Source organism: Phycisphaerales bacterium (assembly GCA_040221175.1).
GTDB lineage: Bacteria > Planctomycetota > Phycisphaerae > Phycisphaerales > UBA1924 > JAHCJI01.
The window spans coordinates 52,065-68,984 of the sequence record JAVJVK010000015.1 but is presented as its reverse complement, the minus strand read 5'-3'; the positions used below and the strand labels follow the sequence as shown (position 1 = coordinate 68,984).

Annotated in this window: 19 protein-coding genes and 1 tRNA gene; 11 read left to right on the top strand and 9 right to left on the bottom strand. The window is 66.1% G+C overall.

Translation table 11 applies throughout. From position 1 onward, the window contains the following. Positions 1-18: 18 nt before the first annotated feature. From RIE32_11750 to RIE32_11740, 3 genes are all read right to left on the bottom strand, one after another. Positions 19-918, bottom strand: a complete 900-nt coding sequence (locus RIE32_11750; protein ID MEQ9096923.1) for an exosortase-associated EpsI family protein — start codon at positions 916-918, stop codon at positions 19-21. Beyond that, positions 915-1,865, bottom strand: coding sequence for an exosortase/archaeosortase family protein (locus RIE32_11745; GenBank protein ID MEQ9096922.1), 951 nt, complete (start codon positions 1,863-1,865; stop codon positions 915-917). Before RIE32_11745 ends, RIE32_11750 begins: the two co-directional genes overlap by 4 nt. A gap of 100 nt (positions 1,866-1,965) precedes the next feature. Then, a complete protein-coding gene (locus RIE32_11740) occupies positions 1,966-3,498 on the bottom strand; it encodes a polysaccharide biosynthesis/export family protein (GenBank protein ID MEQ9096921.1) in 1,533 nt (510 codons plus the stop codon). A 271-nt stretch (positions 3,499-3,769) separates the two neighbouring features. Between RIE32_11740 and lipA the strand changes: the two genes are divergently transcribed. Genes lipA through RIE32_11725 form a run of 3 tightly spaced genes read left to right on the top strand, consistent with a single transcriptional unit; the run spans position 3,770 to position 6,580 of the window. Further along, entirely contained in the window at positions 3,770-4,858 is a 1,089-nt protein-coding gene (lipA, locus tag RIE32_11735) for a lipoyl synthase (GenBank protein ID MEQ9096920.1), read from the top strand. A 39-nt stretch (positions 4,859-4,897) separates the two neighbouring features. Then, positions 4,898-5,419, top strand: a complete 522-nt coding sequence (locus RIE32_11730; GenBank protein MEQ9096919.1) for a hypothetical protein — start codon at positions 4,898-4,900, stop codon at positions 5,417-5,419. 9 nt (positions 5,420-5,428) lie between these two features. Then, positions 5,429-6,580 carry a DMT family transporter gene (locus RIE32_11725; GenBank protein MEQ9096918.1) on the top strand — a complete coding sequence of 384 codons (1,152 nt, stop codon included), beginning with the start codon at positions 5,429-5,431 and terminating at the stop codon, positions 6,578-6,580. Here the strand turns inward: RIE32_11725 and RIE32_11720 are convergent. Both RIE32_11720 and RIE32_11715 read right to left on the bottom strand, forming a co-directional pair. Then, positions 6,549-7,025 (bottom strand): DUF4190 domain-containing protein, encoded by a 477-nt coding sequence (locus RIE32_11720; protein ID MEQ9096917.1) that lies wholly within the window; start codon positions 7,023-7,025, stop codon positions 6,549-6,551. The two genes, RIE32_11725 and RIE32_11720, sit on opposite strands and share 32 nt — an antisense overlap. Before the next feature lie 69 nt (positions 7,026-7,094). Further along, positions 7,095-7,397, bottom strand: a complete 303-nt coding sequence (locus RIE32_11715) for a hypothetical protein (protein MEQ9096916.1) — start codon at positions 7,395-7,397, stop codon at positions 7,095-7,097. A gap of 300 nt (positions 7,398-7,697) precedes the next feature. Between RIE32_11715 and RIE32_11710 the strand changes: the two genes are divergently transcribed. From RIE32_11710 to gmk, 4 genes are read left to right on the top strand one after another with little or no spacing between them, the layout of a single operon-like run. Then, positions 7,698-9,071 (top strand): hypothetical protein, encoded by a 1,374-nt coding sequence (locus RIE32_11710; protein MEQ9096915.1) that lies wholly within the window; start codon positions 7,698-7,700, stop codon positions 9,069-9,071. 41 nt (positions 9,072-9,112) lie between these two features. After that, positions 9,113-10,192, top strand: a complete 1,080-nt coding sequence (locus tag RIE32_11705; GenBank protein MEQ9096914.1) for a lysophospholipid acyltransferase family protein — start codon at positions 9,113-9,115, stop codon at positions 10,190-10,192. A gap of 14 nt (positions 10,193-10,206) precedes the next feature. Continuing rightward, positions 10,207-10,521 carry an Asp-tRNA(Asn)/Glu-tRNA(Gln) amidotransferase subunit GatC gene (gatC, locus tag RIE32_11700; GenBank protein MEQ9096913.1) on the top strand — a complete coding sequence of 105 codons (315 nt, stop codon included), beginning with the start codon at positions 10,207-10,209 and terminating at the stop codon, positions 10,519-10,521. A gap of 29 nt (positions 10,522-10,550) precedes the next feature. Then, complete coding sequence (gene gmk, locus RIE32_11695; GenBank protein MEQ9096912.1) at positions 10,551-11,165, top strand: guanylate kinase; 615 nt, start codon at positions 10,551-10,553, stop codon at positions 11,163-11,165. Between the two features lie 18 nt (positions 11,166-11,183). Here gmk and RIE32_11690 read toward each other — a convergent pair whose 3' ends face one another. Then, positions 11,184-13,157: a hypothetical protein gene (locus RIE32_11690; protein MEQ9096911.1), complete on the bottom strand. Its 1,974-nt coding sequence runs from the start codon at positions 13,155-13,157 to the stop codon at positions 11,184-11,186. Positions 13,158-13,206: 49 nt separating this feature from the next. Between RIE32_11690 and RIE32_11685 the strand changes: the two genes are divergently transcribed. From RIE32_11685 to rpiB, 3 genes are all read left to right on the top strand, one after another. After that, a tRNA-Leu gene (locus RIE32_11685) sits at positions 13,207-13,290 on the top strand. Between the two features lie 78 nt (positions 13,291-13,368). Continuing rightward, positions 13,369-14,487 carry a Sua5/YciO/YrdC/YwlC family protein gene (locus RIE32_11680; protein MEQ9096910.1) on the top strand — a complete coding sequence of 373 codons (1,119 nt, stop codon included), beginning with the start codon at positions 13,369-13,371 and terminating at the stop codon, positions 14,485-14,487. Further along, entirely contained in the window at positions 14,484-14,975 is a 492-nt protein-coding gene (rpiB, locus tag RIE32_11675) for a ribose 5-phosphate isomerase B (protein ID MEQ9096909.1), read from the top strand. Before RIE32_11680 ends, rpiB begins: the two co-directional genes overlap by 4 nt. Before the next feature lie 12 nt (positions 14,976-14,987). Here rpiB and RIE32_11670 read toward each other — a convergent pair whose 3' ends face one another. Continuing rightward, complete coding sequence (locus RIE32_11670; protein ID MEQ9096908.1) at positions 14,988-15,911, bottom strand: NAD(+)/NADH kinase; 924 nt, start codon at positions 15,909-15,911, stop codon at positions 14,988-14,990. Positions 15,912-15,945: 34 nt separating this feature from the next. Between RIE32_11670 and RIE32_11665 the strand changes: the two genes are divergently transcribed. Then, entirely contained in the window at positions 15,946-16,320 is a 375-nt protein-coding gene (locus RIE32_11665; protein MEQ9096907.1) for a hypothetical protein, read from the top strand. Between the two features lie 23 nt (positions 16,321-16,343). Here RIE32_11665 and RIE32_11660 read toward each other — a convergent pair whose 3' ends face one another. Next, entirely contained in the window at positions 16,344-16,718 is a 375-nt protein-coding gene (locus RIE32_11660; protein MEQ9096906.1) for a hypothetical protein, read from the bottom strand. 24 nt (positions 16,719-16,742) lie between these two features. Then, positions 16,743-16,916 carry a YqaE/Pmp3 family membrane protein gene (locus RIE32_11655; GenBank protein ID MEQ9096905.1) on the bottom strand — a complete coding sequence of 58 codons (174 nt, stop codon included), beginning with the start codon at positions 16,914-16,916 and terminating at the stop codon, positions 16,743-16,745. Positions 16,917-16,920 lie beyond the last annotated feature (4 nt).

The window sequence follows — 16,920 nt, the reverse complement described above, 5'->3', positions numbered from 1 at the left end:
CTTCAGACGCTGCCGCGCTTACCCCCGCGATGCGGGCCTCTTCTTGTTGTCTTCGGGCCACTCGCCCGTGGTTACCTCGGCCCAGTCGGGCACGCACAACATCAGCTCCCCGAGCAGGTCATCCAACAGGTCGCCGGCAATCTCGGCCAGTTCCTCGGCCGAGGCCACCCGTTGGCTGTTGAACTGCACCTTCAGGTAGTATGCATAGTCCGTCTTCAGATCGAAGGCGAGCAGCCGCACCCCCTCGGCACTCGATCGATGCTCGCCATTGACGATGAAGAAGTATCCCGCGTACAAGCTCGGCGCGCCGGGCACCGAGAACTCGGTCACGCGAAGCTGAACTTCCCTTGGATCAAGCGGGAGCAGCACCCGCTGTCCAGGTCGATTCGAATACGTGCCCCGGGCCAGCGTCGTCGTGAACGCGCGCCCCTGCATGACCTCGGGCGCATCACGCATCGGTAGCCAGCGGCTGTCGTCCAGCGGAACGTCGACCACGCGGGTTCCGCCGCCGATCTGCATGCCACCGCCAACGAAGCAACGCTCGGGAATGTGCGGCACGGTATCAATCGAGCCGGTGTAGTACGCCAGGTGCACGTCGATACGACGCGGCAGGTCTCCCTCGGGGTCCTTCTCTTCGTAGGTTCGCGTCACGTAGTTGGTCGTGCCGAGCGTGTCCTCGATCTCGCTGGATTCGAACCGATCGGGACCGACGCGGCGCCAGTGCTCGGTCTCGGCCGGCACGTCGCGCATTTCAAGGCCGGTCCGCGGGTAGATCGGGCTCTTCTGCAGGTACAGGTCCAGGGCCCGGATCGACAATCCCAGCACCGCGCCGGACGCAACCAGTAACGCGATGGCGACCGTCGCCGCGAGGACGACGCCGCGGGGCAATCCAAGCAGCTTGGCGTGTGGGTGGCTCATCCCTTGGCCACCTCGCTGGCGGGCTCGTCGCTCACCACACGATTCAGGATCCACACGAGCAGAAGGAAGACGGCAAGGCCGGGAATCAAGAGCAAGGTGCCGATCAACATGTGCGCTTCACCAGACGCCAGGTCCGGATCGACCAGCACGGTCAGGAAGCCCAGCACCGCCACGCGGACGACGTTCAGCGCAATCGCGACCGGCAGCGAAAGCAGCACGACGGCGACCCGCTGCCACCAGTGGCGACACTGCGTCAATGCCACCGCGGCGCCCAGCGCGATGAACGCCACGACCATGCGCATGCCGCTGCATGCCTCGGCCACGTTCAATTGATGCGTGTTCCCCGCGTCGTCCATGACGCTAATGACGTTCCCCTCCACCATCGACTCGATACCGAAGGGGAAGCCGAAGATCGTCAGCAGCAAGTACCCACCCTGACTCGCGATGAGCTGGAGTTGGAACGTGATGGCGATCATGATCCGTTCGGAGATCGTCACCGCGAACAGAAGGAACGCGATGGGCATGATCGCCACCCGCATCACGTGTGGACCGAAGACCAGCAGCACGAATCCGAAGACGGCCAGCACCAGGGCGAACCCCTGGAGCATGTGCGTTGGCACGCCCACGATAAAGAACACGTAGCAGGCAATGCCCAGCAGCAGCGGGAGCAATCCGGGCCAGAATGGCTTCACCGGCGCCGCCAGCAGACGTTCACGGCGTTGATAAAGCAGATAGGCCGCGATGGCGGGCACGGCAAAGGCGTGGCCCCAGTCGTCCAGGGCCCGGTAGCTGATCATGCCCTGCTTGAAGAACCACTCGCGAAACAGCCAGGCAAAGCCAATGAGGGCGATCATGCCCAGGACCGCGACGCCCTGCCAGCGCAGCGAGCCGAGGGCCGCCGGAGCGCCCTGCCTGCTCATGCTCTGCGATGCCGACGCCACGCTCACGCGACACAACTCCCCTCTGGGGCCCACAGGCCCGTTCGACTGCTACGCCCGGGACCCTTGCGGGTTCTGCGATACCCCGGGACCAACCCCGGGGTCTCCATTAGAAGCGGCTATCCAGCGGCGGCGGGCCGAAGACGTCGTTGCCGAAGTTCCGGTCCAGCAGGAAGCCGAAGCCATAGGTTGCTCGGAATCCGTTGCGGACGACCGCGAGCGGATACGCCCAGATGGACGAGCCCACGTTGATCCGGTCGTTGGCCTTCAGGTAGATGTCAGGCTCCACCCCGCGATTGATCGCTCGCAGATCGAGTTGGATGATCGCCTGCCGATCGCCGTCGAGCATGCGCACAAGTTCGATCCGCTCGGGCACGCCAAGCTGGTTCACGCCGCCGGCCTGGTCGATCGCACGCATCAGCGTCAGCTTTTGAGCCAGCGCAAACCCGCCAGGCCGATTCACGAACCCGGCGACAAAATACAATCCATCCAAACGCTGCGGAACGCGGACGATGTCGCCAGGTTCAATCACGACGTTGTACCGCATATCGCCTTCGATCAGCTTCTGCGCCGGCACGCGGATGATGCGCTGGGTCACCAGTTGGCTGGTCGAGGTTTCATCGGTCAGCACGCCGCCGATGGCGCCGCCCTGCTGGCGTCGCGATGCCGCCGCAGCCGTGCCCGGGTTCACGCGCACCCACTGGCCGTCCAGGAACATCCAGGTGGTGTCGTCTCCGAGCCCCTGGCTGTCCTGAGAGGGCTGGACGCGCTGGCCCGAGTCGTCGATCAGATCAACGGCGGGGCGCTGGGATTGCGTCTGACCACCGGATTGCGAGCCGTCCTGGGCTACGCTGAAAGCGCCCGGCCGCGCGCCGCCCTCGAGCAGGCGATCGACGTCGTCGAGCAGGTCTTCACCACTGGCCGGCCTCGAGCCACCTTGTTCCTGTGAGTCCGGGGTTTCTTGGGGGCCAAGATCGACCTGGCGGCTCTCCGAGAGCGGAATCTGCCGGATGATGAAGATCTCGTCGGTTCCCTCCCGGATCCAGCCCGCCTCTGCGAGGGCATCCATAAGGAACCAATCGGCCTTGGGGATCGGGAACTTGCCCGTACCTGGGACCGCCCCCACCATCGTGTACGTCGCCTGGCGACGCTCGAGCACGCGAACCAGCACCTGCGGCCTGGTCACAAAGTCGACGACGGCCTGAGAGACCGCCTCGCGGATTCCGTCCGCGGTTAGCCCGGCCACCTGAACCTCGCCCACTTCTTCCAAGTAGACCATGCCACGTGTGTCGACGGCGGTCTGGAATTCGGCCGGCTGGCCCGCAGGCCGCAAGTCGAAGACGATGATCTGGAGGAAATCGCCCGGGCCGACTCGATACTCCCGAGGGCGGGGCACTAAGTCGTCGGGCGTGACCTCGCTGTACTGGACGAAGCCGTCGTCGGGCCCCTCGACCGCTGAGATGCGGTCGAGGATCGGCGCCGTGGTGGGCGTGACCTCCCACCGGCCCACCACGCTCTGGTCGAACCAGCTATGGACGCCGCAGCCCCCCAGGAGCGTGGCGCCCGCGAGCAGGGTCGGGGCGAGCAGTCGGCGGCCGCGTCCGGTGAAGCTGCCTTGAATCGATCGTGTCGTGTCGGTCATCGGGAACGCACCCCTTGCCCTGTTCGAGAACGCTGTCGCTTTCAATCGACCGGAGCCTCCCTTGGCCCGGCCGCGGGTCTCGATTGTTATCAGGCCACCACGGCGAAGCGGTCGGCGGGCCCAAAAGCCTGGCCTGATGCCATACTCCATGGCACGCCCGGGGTTCGCCCCGGCCAGCCACGATTCCTGCATCGTCACGAACAGGCCGCGGGCTGAGTCGGAACACCCGAGAACCGCACAAATAGCCCCGCTTGCTTCCCTATCCTCTGGGATGGCCCTTGCTCCCCACGCCGTTTCGCAGCCAACCAAGCCCGCAACCCAGCCCCGCCACCCGCGGCCGGCTGGTGGTAATCCCCTACGACGCGTCGACAAGCCGTTGCTCAGCCTGACCGGACAGGTCCTCAACAACGAGGGCCCCCAGCACTTGGCCAACAAGCGCAAGCCCAGCTGGCTGAAGGCCAAGCTCCCCGGCGGGCCCGGCTACGAGAAGGTCAAGGCCATCATGGACGAGCACGGCCTGTTCACCGTGTGCCAGGAGGCCGGCTGCCCCAACATGGGCGAGTGCTGGGCCCGCGGCGTGGCCACCATCATGATCCTGGGCGACACCTGCACTCGGGCCTGCGGCTTCTGCAACGTCAAGACTGGCCGCCCGCCGGTGCTCGACAAGGACGAGCCCCGCCGTGTGGCCGAAAGCCTCAGGCTCATGCACGAGCAGGCTAAGCTGAAGCACGTGGTGATCACCAGCGTGAACCGCGACGAGCTGGCCGACGGCGGCGCGGGCATCTGGGCCGAGACGATCATGCGGGGCCGCGAGGCCTGCCCCGGCATGAGCCTGGAGGTCCTGATCCCCGACTTCGAGGGCAACTGGGGGGCGCTCCAGATGGTCATCGACGCCAAGCCCCACATCATCAACCACAACCTCGAGTGCGTCCGCCGGATGTACCCGGCCGTGCGCCCGAGCGCCAAGTTCGACCGCTCGCTGGAGCTCCTCCGGCGCGTGAAGGAGCAGGGCGGGGTGGCCAAGACGGGCATCATGGTGGGCATCGGCGAGAAGGACGAGGAAGTGCTGGCCCTCTTCGACGACGTGCTCGAGGGCACCCGGGCAACCGGCCCCGACGGCAGCGAGGACGCCTGTGACATCCTGACCATCGGCCAGTACCTCCAGCCCACCCGCAACCACCTGCCCATCGACCGCTGGGTGCACCCCGACACCTTCGCGATGTACAAGGAAGAGGGCCTCAAGCGGGGCTTCAAGGTCATCGAGAGCGGGCCGCTGGTGCGGTCGAGCTACCACGCCGACCACCAGGCCGATGTGCTGAGCACGATCGAGGCGGAGCGGGCGAGGCGGCAGGTCCCCTAAGGACGGTTTCCACCAACGCCATCCCCCCTACCCTCTCACATGTTCAAAGCCTTCGCCATCCTCGTGCTCTACGCCGTCCTCGTGGTCGCCCTGGGCATCCTCGCGTACAGCGACGCCCCGGAGGGGGCCAATGCCTCGACGGCCCTGATCGTGCCCATTGCCGTGGCCGTGGTCAGCCTCGGGTGTGCGGCCATGGCTCTGATGATCCACAAGAACCGGACGGTGGGCATGGTGGGCATCCACCTGGGCATCGTCATCCCCCTTCTGGTAGCCATCGCCGTAGGGCACCGGGCATACGTCGCCCACCAGGCCAGCGAGAGCTACAAGGAAGGCCAGTCCCTCTGGGAGCAACGCGTGCAGGGCGGGGGCATCAACACGCCGTCGGCACGCGAGAAGTTCTTCGAGGAGAACGAGTATCCTGATCACGACAAGGGCTACCTCCGCGGCGCCTTGGTCGCAATCTCGGCCGTCAGCCTCCAGACATTCGTCACCATGATCGTCGCCCGGCCCAAGCCGCCGGCACGCAAGCCCAAGCCCCAGGCCGATGCCGATGCGTCTTGAGCGTCATCGGTGAGCGGTTCTCCATCAAGCTCTGAGGGCGCGCCGAGCCAACTCGGCGGCGTATTCCTGGTCGTCCTGACGCTGTTGGGATGGTCGAGCATCCCCCTTTTCCTGCGGTACTTCGCTGAGGACATCGACGGGTGGACCAGCAATGGCTGGCGGTATGGCTTCGCGGCATTGCTGTGGCTGCCGTTGCTGATCGTCGTTGGTGCGAGGAAGAAGCTGCCCCGGGGCCTTTTCAAGCTCGCCCTGGTGCCCGCTGCATTTAACATCGTGGGCCAGGTGTGCTTCACGTGGGCCCACTACATGCTCGACCCGGGCATGCTGACGTTCGCACTTCGGGCCCACATCGTCTTCGTCACGGTCGGGGCGGCCCTGCTGTTCGCCAGCGAACGCGAGGTCATCCGACGGCCGCTCTTTCTGCTGGGCATCGTCCTGGTGGTCGGCGGCACGAGCGCCACGATCTTGTTTGCGCCAGACAAGCCCTCGACGGCCAGCGAGGCCAGCGGCGTCTTGGCCGACGACCCCGCTCTAGCCCGCACCATTGGCGTGGCTCTGTCGATCGCCGCGGGCGGGCTGTTTGCCTGCTATGCCCTGAGCGTGCGCAAGTTCATGGTGGGCGTGAACTCGATGATCGCCTTCGCTGCCATCAGCCAATACACCGCCCTGGCCATGGTGGGCCTGATGCTCGGGCTTGGGACCGCGTATGGGTTGTCGGCCCTGCCTACGGCGTGGGCTGGCGACGACGCTCTGAGCGTGACCGGCTTCTGGCTGTTGCTTGCCAGCAGCGTCATCGGCATCGCGCTGGGCCACGTGGCGTACTACATGTCGATCAACCGACTGGGCGTGGCCGTCGCCAGCGGCGTCATCCAGCTCCAGCCGTTCGTGGTGAGCACTGCCAGTCTGGTGATCTTCAAGGAACTCTTGACCGGCGGACAATGGGTCGCCGGCGCGATCGCCGTGAGCGGGGCGGGTTCGATGCTCTGGAGCCAGCACCGGGCCCAGCGGGGCAAGGCGCCGCTCCTGGCTCGACGACGCCGCACACGCCTGATGGAATCTGATGCAGGCGAGTTGCCCGCCGATCACGTGGCCGCGGCGGCCGAAGCGGCGGATGAACCCGAGCAAGTGATTACGGGTTCGCGGCCGCAGCGAACACCATGAGCAGGCCCACGATTATGGAAAGTACGAACACGCCGATCTGTACGTAGCTGAGAATGAGGCCGATGATCGCCAGCACCTTGGCGGCCTGATTGGGATTACCATCGCGCTTCATCTTGCCCAGCGCCATATGGCCCAGGATGGCGCCGGGGATCGCCCCCAGGATGCTGATGCACAACCAGGAGGCCAGCCCCAGACCAAACGCCCAGCCGGCGAGCGGCTCGAACCGATCGTTCGGGTCGAGGGATGCCACGGGCGGCGTGGCCTCGACAGGCCCGCTAGGACCCGGCCGCAGAAACTCAGCAGCGGACTGCCACTCGGTGGCGCCAACCTCGGCCACGAGGGCTCCGCTTGCCAGTTTGCCCTGCTCGTACATCGAGCGGAGTTCTTCGAAGGGGATCGGGCCCATCGGGTTACGGTTTGCGTCGGTGTAGTAGTAATCGGCCATGCTGGCGATCCCCCGAATCGAGTGGAAAGTCTGGACTATTCCGTCTTTGGGAAACTCCGCTGGCGAATGTCAGCCCGACACGGCCGCCGCGACGATCAGGAAGACGAAGAACCCGTTGTACAGGCTGGCGATCGATCCGAGCACGATTGCCACCCAGGCGTGGACCGATCCGCCGTAGGCCTTGCCCTGGGCCCTGCGTCGCAAGCCGACGATGCCCAGCACGAGGGCCGCGATGGCCAGCGGCAGGCCCAGCAGCGGGAACATGCCGAAGATGCCGAGGTAGTAGCCGATCAGGGCGGCGGGGTTCTTGTATGGAATGATGCCCCCGGTCGCATCGGGCGTCGATCGCGGATCGGGCTGGGCTTGAGGCAAGGGAGGCGGTTGAGTCTGGCTCGACGTGGCTGGCGTGGGGTCGGATTCCATGGCACAACCCTTGGCACGTCGCGCGTATTGGGCGAGCCCGACCAGGAGAATGGGCCGGGCCGGACGGGCATGGGGCTTGACCCGGACACTCTACTGGCCCACACTTGGCACCACGGGCTGGGCAACAGCACGGCCCGATTTGGCGTATGAGACCTGCGTACGGTCCTGCCGATTGGTCTGTTCGGCCTGTATTCGGCATTGGTTTGGAACCGTTCGAGTAACCCTTGAATTGAGCAAAGGGGGCCCCTGATGGCCGGACGTGGTGGAGGAATGGCGATCTTCGCCGCGATTTCGAGCATCCTCGTGGTGGTGCTCTTCGTGCTCACCGTGGTGTTCTACTTCCAGGCCGAAGCGGCCAAGCGGGACGTGAACAACATGGAAGCGGCCACGGCCGAGTTCATCCAGCCTGCCGAGCGCTCGCAGGACCAGGTCCGTCAGCTCGTGGCTCAGGCCGCCGCCGAGCGAAAGAGCCTGGTTGGCTACCTGGTCGATACCCGCCGTGACATCATGCAGCGGGTGACCGGGGTTGGCGGCGATTCGCTGGCCCAGCTCAACGCGAAGCTCGATAGTGTGCCCGGTGCCGACGACAGCGCCCTGCTGATGGTCGCCCGCGACGCCGTGCGTCAGAACGAAGACCTCCAGGCCCGTCTGAACCAGGCCCAGGCCGCCGTGACCCGCGCCCAGGAGAACGCAGCCAACGAAACCGCCCGCGTGGCGTCCATCGAGCAGGGCTTCCAGGAGACCATCGACCGCCTGAGCGCTGAGGTTGCAGGCTATCGCGACGAGGTCGAGAGCCTGCGCAGCGATTACGGCCAGGCACGCCTGAGCATGGACAGCCGGGTTTCGGATATTCGCAGCCGAGCCGACGACCGCGTGTCGATCCTGGGCAACCAGCTCGACCAGGCCCGCGCTGATCTGCGTGCGGCCGAAGAGCAGGTCCGCGAGCTGCGCGGCCAGGGCCGCACCACCGGCGTGCGTCCGCGTGCGGAAGAGTCGCTGGTGGACGGCGTCATCGTGGCCGTGAACGAGCGTGATCGACAGGTGACCATCAACCGCGGTGAGCGCGACAAGGTGACCCTGGGCATGACCTTCGCCGCCTACAGCGACGCGCAGGAGATCCAGCCCGACGCACAAGGCAACTACCCCCGCGGCAAGGCCAACCTTGAGGTCATCCGGGTACTGGAGGATCGCTCGATCGCCCGCATCAACGGGTCGGTGTCGGGGCGTCCCATCCTGCAGGGCGACGTGGTTGCCAACGCCGTCTACGACCCCAACAAGACCTACAAGTTCGTGGTCTACGGCTTCTTTGATGCCGATGGCGACGGCGTGGAGAGCTTCGGCGAAACCCGCGCGATCGAGGCGGCCATCCGCGACTGGAACGGCCGCGTTGTGGACACGCTCTCGGGCGACGTGGACTTCGTCGTCCTGGGCACCCGTCCGACGCTGCCGCCCGAGCCGGACATCACCGCCACCGAGCGCGAGATCATGCAGTACCAGGAAGCTCTGACCCGCGTGGAGCGGTACGACAACCTCTTCAACAGCGCAGTTTCGGCCGGCGTGCCCGTGCTGAACCAGAACCGGTTCTACACGCTGGTGGGCAAGCCTTACGGCGACATCCGCTAAGGCTCGTGCCATCGGTGCTCCCGGGCGCGCTATAAAACGTCGTGGCCCGGAAGAAAGACCTGCCCAACCGAGGACTGCCCGCCCCCGTCGTCATAGCCGGGATGGCGGGCGTTCGCATTTTCGTGGGTTCGCTGGCCGCCCCACCGTGGCCGATCGTGCGAGCGGTGACACGGTCGGCGGGTTGTTACTACGCGACGCGATCGATGAACAGCCATCGGCTGGATCGTGCCCGGGCCCACCTGCGTGCGGCATTCCCCGAGGCCCCGCCCGAGCGCGTGGAGCAACTGGCGGTCGAGGCGTACCAGCACCTGTTCCTGCTCGGTGCGGAAATGGCACGCAGCCCCCGCACGATGAACACCGACAGCGTGCTGGCGCACGTCGAGTTCGGAGACGTCGAAAAGGGCATCAAGGCCATCGTGTCAGGCCGCCCGTGCATCCTCATGACCGGGCACTGCGGCAACTGGGAGGTGCTGGCCACCACAATGGGCCTGCTTGGCATCCCGATGCACGCAATCTACCGCCCGATGGACTTCGAGCCGCTCGATCGCTGGGTGCGCCGCGAACGCAGCCGCCCGGGCGTGATCATGGTCGACAAGTTCGGCGCGATGCACCAGCTTCCCAAGCTCATGGAGCAGGGCGCCTGCCCCGCGTTCGTGGCCGACCAGAATGCCGGTGATCGGGGCGTCTTCGTACCGTACTTTGGTCGCCTGGCCAGCAGCTACAAGTCCATCGGGCTGCTGGCCATGAAGTTCAACGCGACGATCATCTGCGGCGCCGCCCATCGCATTCCGAGCACCGATGGCGACACCAAGTATCGCCTGACGATCCACGACACGTTCGGGCCCGAAGACTGGTCCGAGCATCCCGATCCGGTGTTCTATCTCACCGCCCGATACCGCCGAGCCCTGGAGACCGCCGTCAGACAGGCGCCCGAGCAGTATCTCTGGATGTATCGCATCTGGAAGAGCCGGCCCCGGCACGAACGCCTCGACAAGCCATTTCCGGAGAAGTTGCGTGAACACCTGCGGTTGCTGCCGTGGGTGACCGACGACGAGGCGTCTGAGATCGAGGAACGGAGCGAACGCGACCGCGCCACCATCCGCGCGGGCGGGTTGATCTAGCCATATGATTGCTCATGGCTGGCCGCGACGATCCATCTGATATCGACGTTCGCAAGGTTGCGCGACTGGCCAGGCTGGCGTTCGCCGATGACCAACTCCCGGCACTATCGCGCGAGTTGCGGTCGATCCTCGAGCATGTGCAGGGCCTGAACGAACTGCAACTCGATCGGGTTGAACCGCTTTCGCACCCCACGGACCAGGAAGCATTGCTGGCCGACGATGTTCCCGCCGGCGAGTTGTCGCATGAACAGTTGGAGCGCATGGCGCCACGGATGGACGGGCCGTTCCTTCACGTGCCCAAGGTCCTCGGAGACGGCCAGGGCGCCTGATCCATTGCGACCTGCCGCTACACTCGCCCATGTCCGAGCCCAAGCACCGCCTGCCGACCGATACCGATGATGGGCTGCTCGTGGTGATGAGCGGCCCGAGCGGCGTGGGCAAGACCACCATCGCACGCGCGGTCGACCGCGCCATTCCCGACGCCCTCTTCAGCGTGTCGGCCACCACCCGGGCACAGACCGCCGCGGACGTGGAAGGCGTCGACTATCACTTCGTCAGCGAGGATGAGTTCCGTGCGATGGTCGCTCGCGATGAATTCCTCGAGTGGGCCGAGGTATTTGGTCGGCTGTATGGAACACCCCGGGCCTGGGTCGATGAGCAGCTTCGACGAGGCAGGGTCGTCATCTGCGATATCGACGTGGAGGGCGCTCGGCAGATCAAGGCCAAGATGCCCGATGCCCTGACGCTCTTCGTGCTGCCCCCCAGCGAGGATGAACTGCTCGAACGCCTGCGGGCCAGGAAGCGCGAGGGCGAAGAGGCAATCCAGCGTCGCTTCGCAGAGGCAAAGCGTGAGATCGCCGCGGCCCGGGCCAGCGGGGTGTACGAGCATTTCCTCGTAAACGAGGATTTGGAGGCGTCGATCGCCCAAGCACTCGCGTTGGTCACGAACGCCCGGTCCAGAACAAAGCGATAACCGTCCGTAACGGTCTTACTAGGGTCGACCCAGGTTGGCTAACGCCGCCTCGATCGCGTTCCGTTCGTCGTCGGTGCGAGCTTGATTGAGGGCGTTGCGCAGCAGCGTACGCCCCTCGCCTGCGTTGCCTGTCCGAGCGAGCGCTTCGGCCAGTGTACGGGCGTCTTCGACGAGCTTCTGCGGGCGGACGTGCGGCGACAGCAGCCGGGCCATGGTGGTGGCGGCCTCGGGATCTTCGAGCAGCGGACGCAACGCGTGCCAGGCAAGGTCTTCAATGACCACGTCACGCTGACGCTCGCTCGGCAGGCGAGCGAACATCGCCGCGACGGCGCGTCGTTCACCCGCCTCGAACAACGCGCGGATCGATGCCTCGGCCATCTGGGCATCGACGCGACCGGGCTCATCGCGCAGCGTCGCCATCGCCAGGTCGACGAGCGTCTCGTTGCGACCGGCCATGCGCAGGTGCCACGCGGCCTTTGCAAGTGCGTCGGCTTCGATCTCGCTCTGTGCAAGCGACTCGAGCGTCGCGGCGCCTTCGAAGTCGGGCATGGACATCGCTCGCTTGCGTGGCTGCGGATCGAGCATCCAGAGCGGATCTCCGATCGTCGCCAGCTTTCGATTCTCCAGCAGGCCATCCTCCCTGCCCGCCGCACCGAAGGGAAACAGCGAACCCAACCGAGCCGCAAACGTTACCTGAGGCACGAAGCTCTGGAGCCCCGGTTCGTCCACCGAGCCCATGTAAGCAAAAGCGCCCCGAGACAGCCACGCGCCGGCCACGCTCGTGTTGACCCCCGGCCGCTGGGCGCTGAACGAGTGCACGAAGTACACTGCCACGGGCGCGCTCAGGATCGGCACGTCGCGTCCGGCAGCCTTGCCGGGCGAGAGTTGGAAATCGCCCAGGCGGCCCTTCGTATTGACAGCGATCAGGTTCGCATCGAGAGCCGTGGAGGACCGATGCAGGAACTCGCCCAGCCCACGGGACGCAGCGTTATTGATCTGGACGTCCAGGCCGATCTGCCGGTAGATCTCGGCCGCCGTTGAGAGGGCGTAGTTCGACCACGGAGGATCATCCGGATAGCTCTCGAACAACCATGCTCGCTGTGTCGGCAGGAAGATCGACGCCATGGCGCTCGCGGCCGTGATTGCCGACGAACCAAAGACGTGTCCGCACCAGGCCCAGCGATCGGCGCTGCGGGCAGCCGAGCCCGCGCGTCCTACTCGGGCCGTGAACGCGGTCGTTCCATGGGCTTCGCCCACGAGCCTGGCCGGAGCATTCATGCAGAGTGTGACGGCGTCGATCTCGTCGCCGAGTTCGTTCCATTGCAGGCCCAGCGCGGTCAAGGAGGCTTCGAGCGCGTCACAAAAAGCGTCAGCATCGGCGTCAGAGATCGTCTGATTGATACCGCCCGGGGCGCCGAGCCAAACGATTGGCTGCATCCTCGCGGCCGATAGCGCAAGCCCAGCGGTCCAAGCCCCATCGCCGGGAGCCACCACCACGACTCCGGGTGGCGGTGCGTCAAGCTCGCGCCACCGCCGGATGAGGGAGGGCATGGGCTGAACTTCGTCCGACAGCTGGCCGCCCCAGGCACGGACCACCGCCGCCTCGATCGCCTCCCGCCGCTCCTCCGCGCCCCACCCGTTTGCGGCGTCAGGGGCCTGCCAGCGGAGCACCCGGTCCGGCTCGAAGGCGTTGACGAATCGGGCAATGGCCTCCCGAGCCTCGGGCGTGCCGTCATCGAGCAGTACCGGAAACCGGCTCGCCGGCGACCATCTGGCGATGGCCTCTACGAACGAATGCTCGTCGGAGACAACCAGCACGACGGGAGCCACGCCGACCGCCCGATCGACCGTTCGCACGCGGGCGCCCAGCTTCTGGGCTGGCAACAGGTCCTCGAAGCGTTGCTGGCTTGGCTCGGGCTGTTGAGCGCCCCAAGCGGGCTCGCGGCACGCCAGAGCGAGGCAAATGGTGACGAAGAAGGTCGCAAGTCGCATCGAACAAGCCTACGCGCAGGCCCCGTACGATCGGGCTGACAGACCCAGAGCGGGCGTGGCGGAATTGGCAGACGCGCGGGATTTAGGTTCCCGTGGCCGGAAGGCCGTGCAGGTTCGATCCCTGTCGCCCGCATTGATCAGCCGATAGTGTGCCTGGGAAGGCCCTGGGCTTTCCCGTGGTTGAGCAGACAGACCCAGCGAGGACCGCATCGTGACCCCCGAAACGTCTCCGACACGAATCGACGCCGCCCGTGACGCCGCCGCCATCCTCGATCGCGGAGAACTGGCCGTGCTGCGCACCGAGACCGTGTACGGCGTCTTTGCCCGCGGCGACCAGCAGGCTGCCATCGACCGCGTACGGGCGTTGCCTCGGCGTGCGGGAGCCTGGGGAACCCTGACGTGGCACGCCCCCACCGTCGAGGCCGTCCTCGAGGCCCATGAGCGGGCATCGATCGAGGCATCCCCAGCGCTTCGGCGGGCCATGCGGCGCGTGTGGCCCGGCCCCGTGACGCTGCGCCTGCACGGCGAGGAGATCGAGGCACTGATCTCGGCCTGCGGGCTGCTTCCAGGCGTGGCCGATGCGCAAGGCGAAGACGGCCATGCCCTTTCGGTGCGAGTCCCCGACGATACGTGGACCTCGATGGCCCTCCAGCGTGCCGCCGGTCCCATCGTCGGTGCGTCGGCCGAACCGATCGAGACCGGCGAATCGGCCCCACAACCGGGATCCTGCCCCAAGGGTCTGGAGAAGGCCGGTATCGCACTGATTCACGACGAGGGGCCGACCAGATACGGCCGGCACAGCACCGTGCTGGATATCCACCCTGATGGCGACTGGACGGTGCGGGCGGAAGGCGCCCTCACGCGAGAGCAGATCACCGAGAGGCTCGCCACGCTCATCGTGTTCGTGTGCACGGGGAACACGTGCCGCAGCCCCATGGCTCAGGCGATCGCGACGAGCCTGCTCGAGCGACGCGGACATGCACACCGAGCCATCGTGGTGTCGGCGGGCGTTGCGGCGATGAATGGCGCCCGGGCGACGCCCGAGGCAATTCTGGCCAGTGAAGCGGTCGGCGCCTCGCTGCGGGATCATCGCAGCCAACCCGCCAGCCGGGAGGTACTCGAGAAGGCCGACGTGGTGTACGCCATGACGGCCAGCCACGCCGAGGCCGCCCGGGCCCAACTGCCACCGGCCCAGCGGTCGAAGGTCCACACGCTTTTGTCGGATGAAGACGTAGACGACCCAATCGGCGGGCCTCAGACGCTCTATGATGAGCTGGCGAGAACGTTCGTCGGAGCCATCGAACGACGCCTTGAGGAACTGGGACTATGAAGATCGCCATCGGAGCCGACCACCGTGGCCATGAAGCCGCACGCAGCCTCGCACGGGCCCTGGAGAACATGGGGCACGAGGTCGCGGTCCACAACGGCGGCGATCCGTCGGAAAACCCCCAGTCGTGCGATTACCCCGATCGGGCGCACCAAGTGGGCGGTCTGGTGGCCCGCGGCGAAGCGGACAAGGGCGTCCTGCTCTGCGGCTCGGGCATCGGCATGTGCATCGCCGCCAACAAGGTTCCCGGCGTTCGGGCCGCGTTGGTCCACGACGAGTTCACCGCGACCATGGCCAAGAGCCACAACGACGCCAACGTTCTGTGCCTGTCGGCCGATATGCTCGGCCAGCGACTCATCGAACGGATGGTTGAAGCCTGGATGACCGCCGAGTTCGAGGGCGGTCGGCACGCGCGACGCGTGGCCAAGATCCATGCTATCGAGCAAGGGCAGAACCCAGCGTCGGTGAACAACGAGTCCGTGTCGGCCTGACCCTGACCGGCTTCATCCGCCAGGCGTGCTGGCCCATCGCAGCTTGCGGATCAGCGTCTGCCAGTAGCTTCGATCCGGATTGACCACCAGGCTCAGCGGCTGATCGCCCACGGTAACGCGGACCACGTCCCCGGCTTCGAGCGGCACGGTGTGTTGTCCATCGATCACGGCACAGGTTCCCGCGGTGGGATCATGGCCCTCTGCGCGATTCGTCCGATGCGCCACCACGTCGATGCTGCTACGGCCGGGCACGACGATCGGTCGGAAGCTGAGCGAGTGCGCGGCGATCGGCGTTACGACCATCGCCTCGAGCGTGGGTTCGAGGATTGGTCCTCCGGCGGCCGCGTTGTAGGCCGTGCTGCCGGTGGGCGTCGCCACGATGAGACCATCGCCCGCGACGCGCGGCGCACTCTGCGCGGGCGCCCCATCGATGCATAGGCCCAGTTCGATCATTCGGAACGGAGCCCCGTTGCAGATCGCCACGTCGTTGATCGCGACCTGACGCGCGATCTGCTCGCCTTGGCGCAACACCCAGGCCTCCAGGGCCGCAACACGTCGGATCTGTCCCCGGCCTGCGAGCAACTCGGCCGCGTGACGATGGAATGCGTCCGCGTCGAACTCCGCCAGGAAGCCGAGCTTGCCGAAGTTGATTCCCAGCACGGCGACCCCCGCGGCAACGGCATGCCGGGCCAGCCCGAGGATGGTCCCGTCTCCCCCGAGCACGATCGCCAGGTCGGCCCCCTCGGCGAGGGCCCGCTCCTCGTCTGCCGCATCGAACTCGCCCACGAGTTGGGCGTGCGTCTCGATCGCCCGCCGGACCGATCGAGCGGCGTCGAGGGCCTCGGGCTTGCCCGAGTTCACGACCAGGACCACGCGAGTCGCCGGCCGGGCAGCTTGGACGCCTGAATTCGGGGACTGATTGGCTGGGTCGGGCATGGCCCATGCTATGGCTGCGTTCGTATCATGGCCGATGCACCGACCCGGCTCGAATCCCATGGACATGCTCCCCAGCGACTTCGTCTGCGATTTCACGGGTCGGCAATGGGATGGGAGCTTTCCGATGGTCGAAGGCCATCAGGGAAGCCTGATCTGTGGAGACGCCCTTCGGATCGCTTATACCGAGGTTGTACTGCTGGGAAATGACAGCAAGCCGCCCGGGGCGACTTGCACCATGTGCCTGGAAGAGCGTGATGACCCCGGCTGGCAAAGCCCCGTGGCCGTACGGGACAGTGAAGGCAGCGCGATCATCTGTCGCCGATGCATTCGCCAGAGTTCGACGCGGTTGGCCAAGGACCCTGACTGGGGATGGAACAAGCCCACGCTTGATGTATCTGAGGAACCCTAAAAGCCACTCGGTATGGCCGTCCGTCAGCCCTGTTCGCGCTCCTTCACGCGGAGAATCGCCGCCCAGAGTGCTGGGTTCACGATAAGCAGGAAGAGTCCGAGGACTCCAACGGCAAGCCCGATCCACCGATCCGCAAATACGGCCACAGCCAACGCAACGGTCAGGAGCAGCACGACGGCCGCGAACAGCAATCGACTGATCGTCTGCTGATTCGTTCCCAGGTCCGCCGGAATGCCCTCGGGCGAGACCTCGGCAATCCGACGAGCTTTCTCGTCCTTGACCGGTGGCGGCTGATCGGGCTCGGACTGCGTGGAGTACTCGCGCTCGCTGCGGGGAGTAGTTTCGGGGTTGCTTGTTGTCGGCCGGGCTTCGTCGCCCGCGCCACGTTGCGCACTCACGGGTAGCGTCCTTTCGTGTCGGGGTCAGGCGGCGGGCTGCTTGTCGGCCACGATCAACCAGATTGCATGGATCTGGCCGGGCAGCCATCCCAGGATGGTCAACAGAAGATTCAACCAGAAGTGCAGTCCAAGGCCGACTTGTAGCAGTGCCGCAACCGGCGGCAGGAAGATCGCCAGAAGAATCTTGATGATGATCATCGAT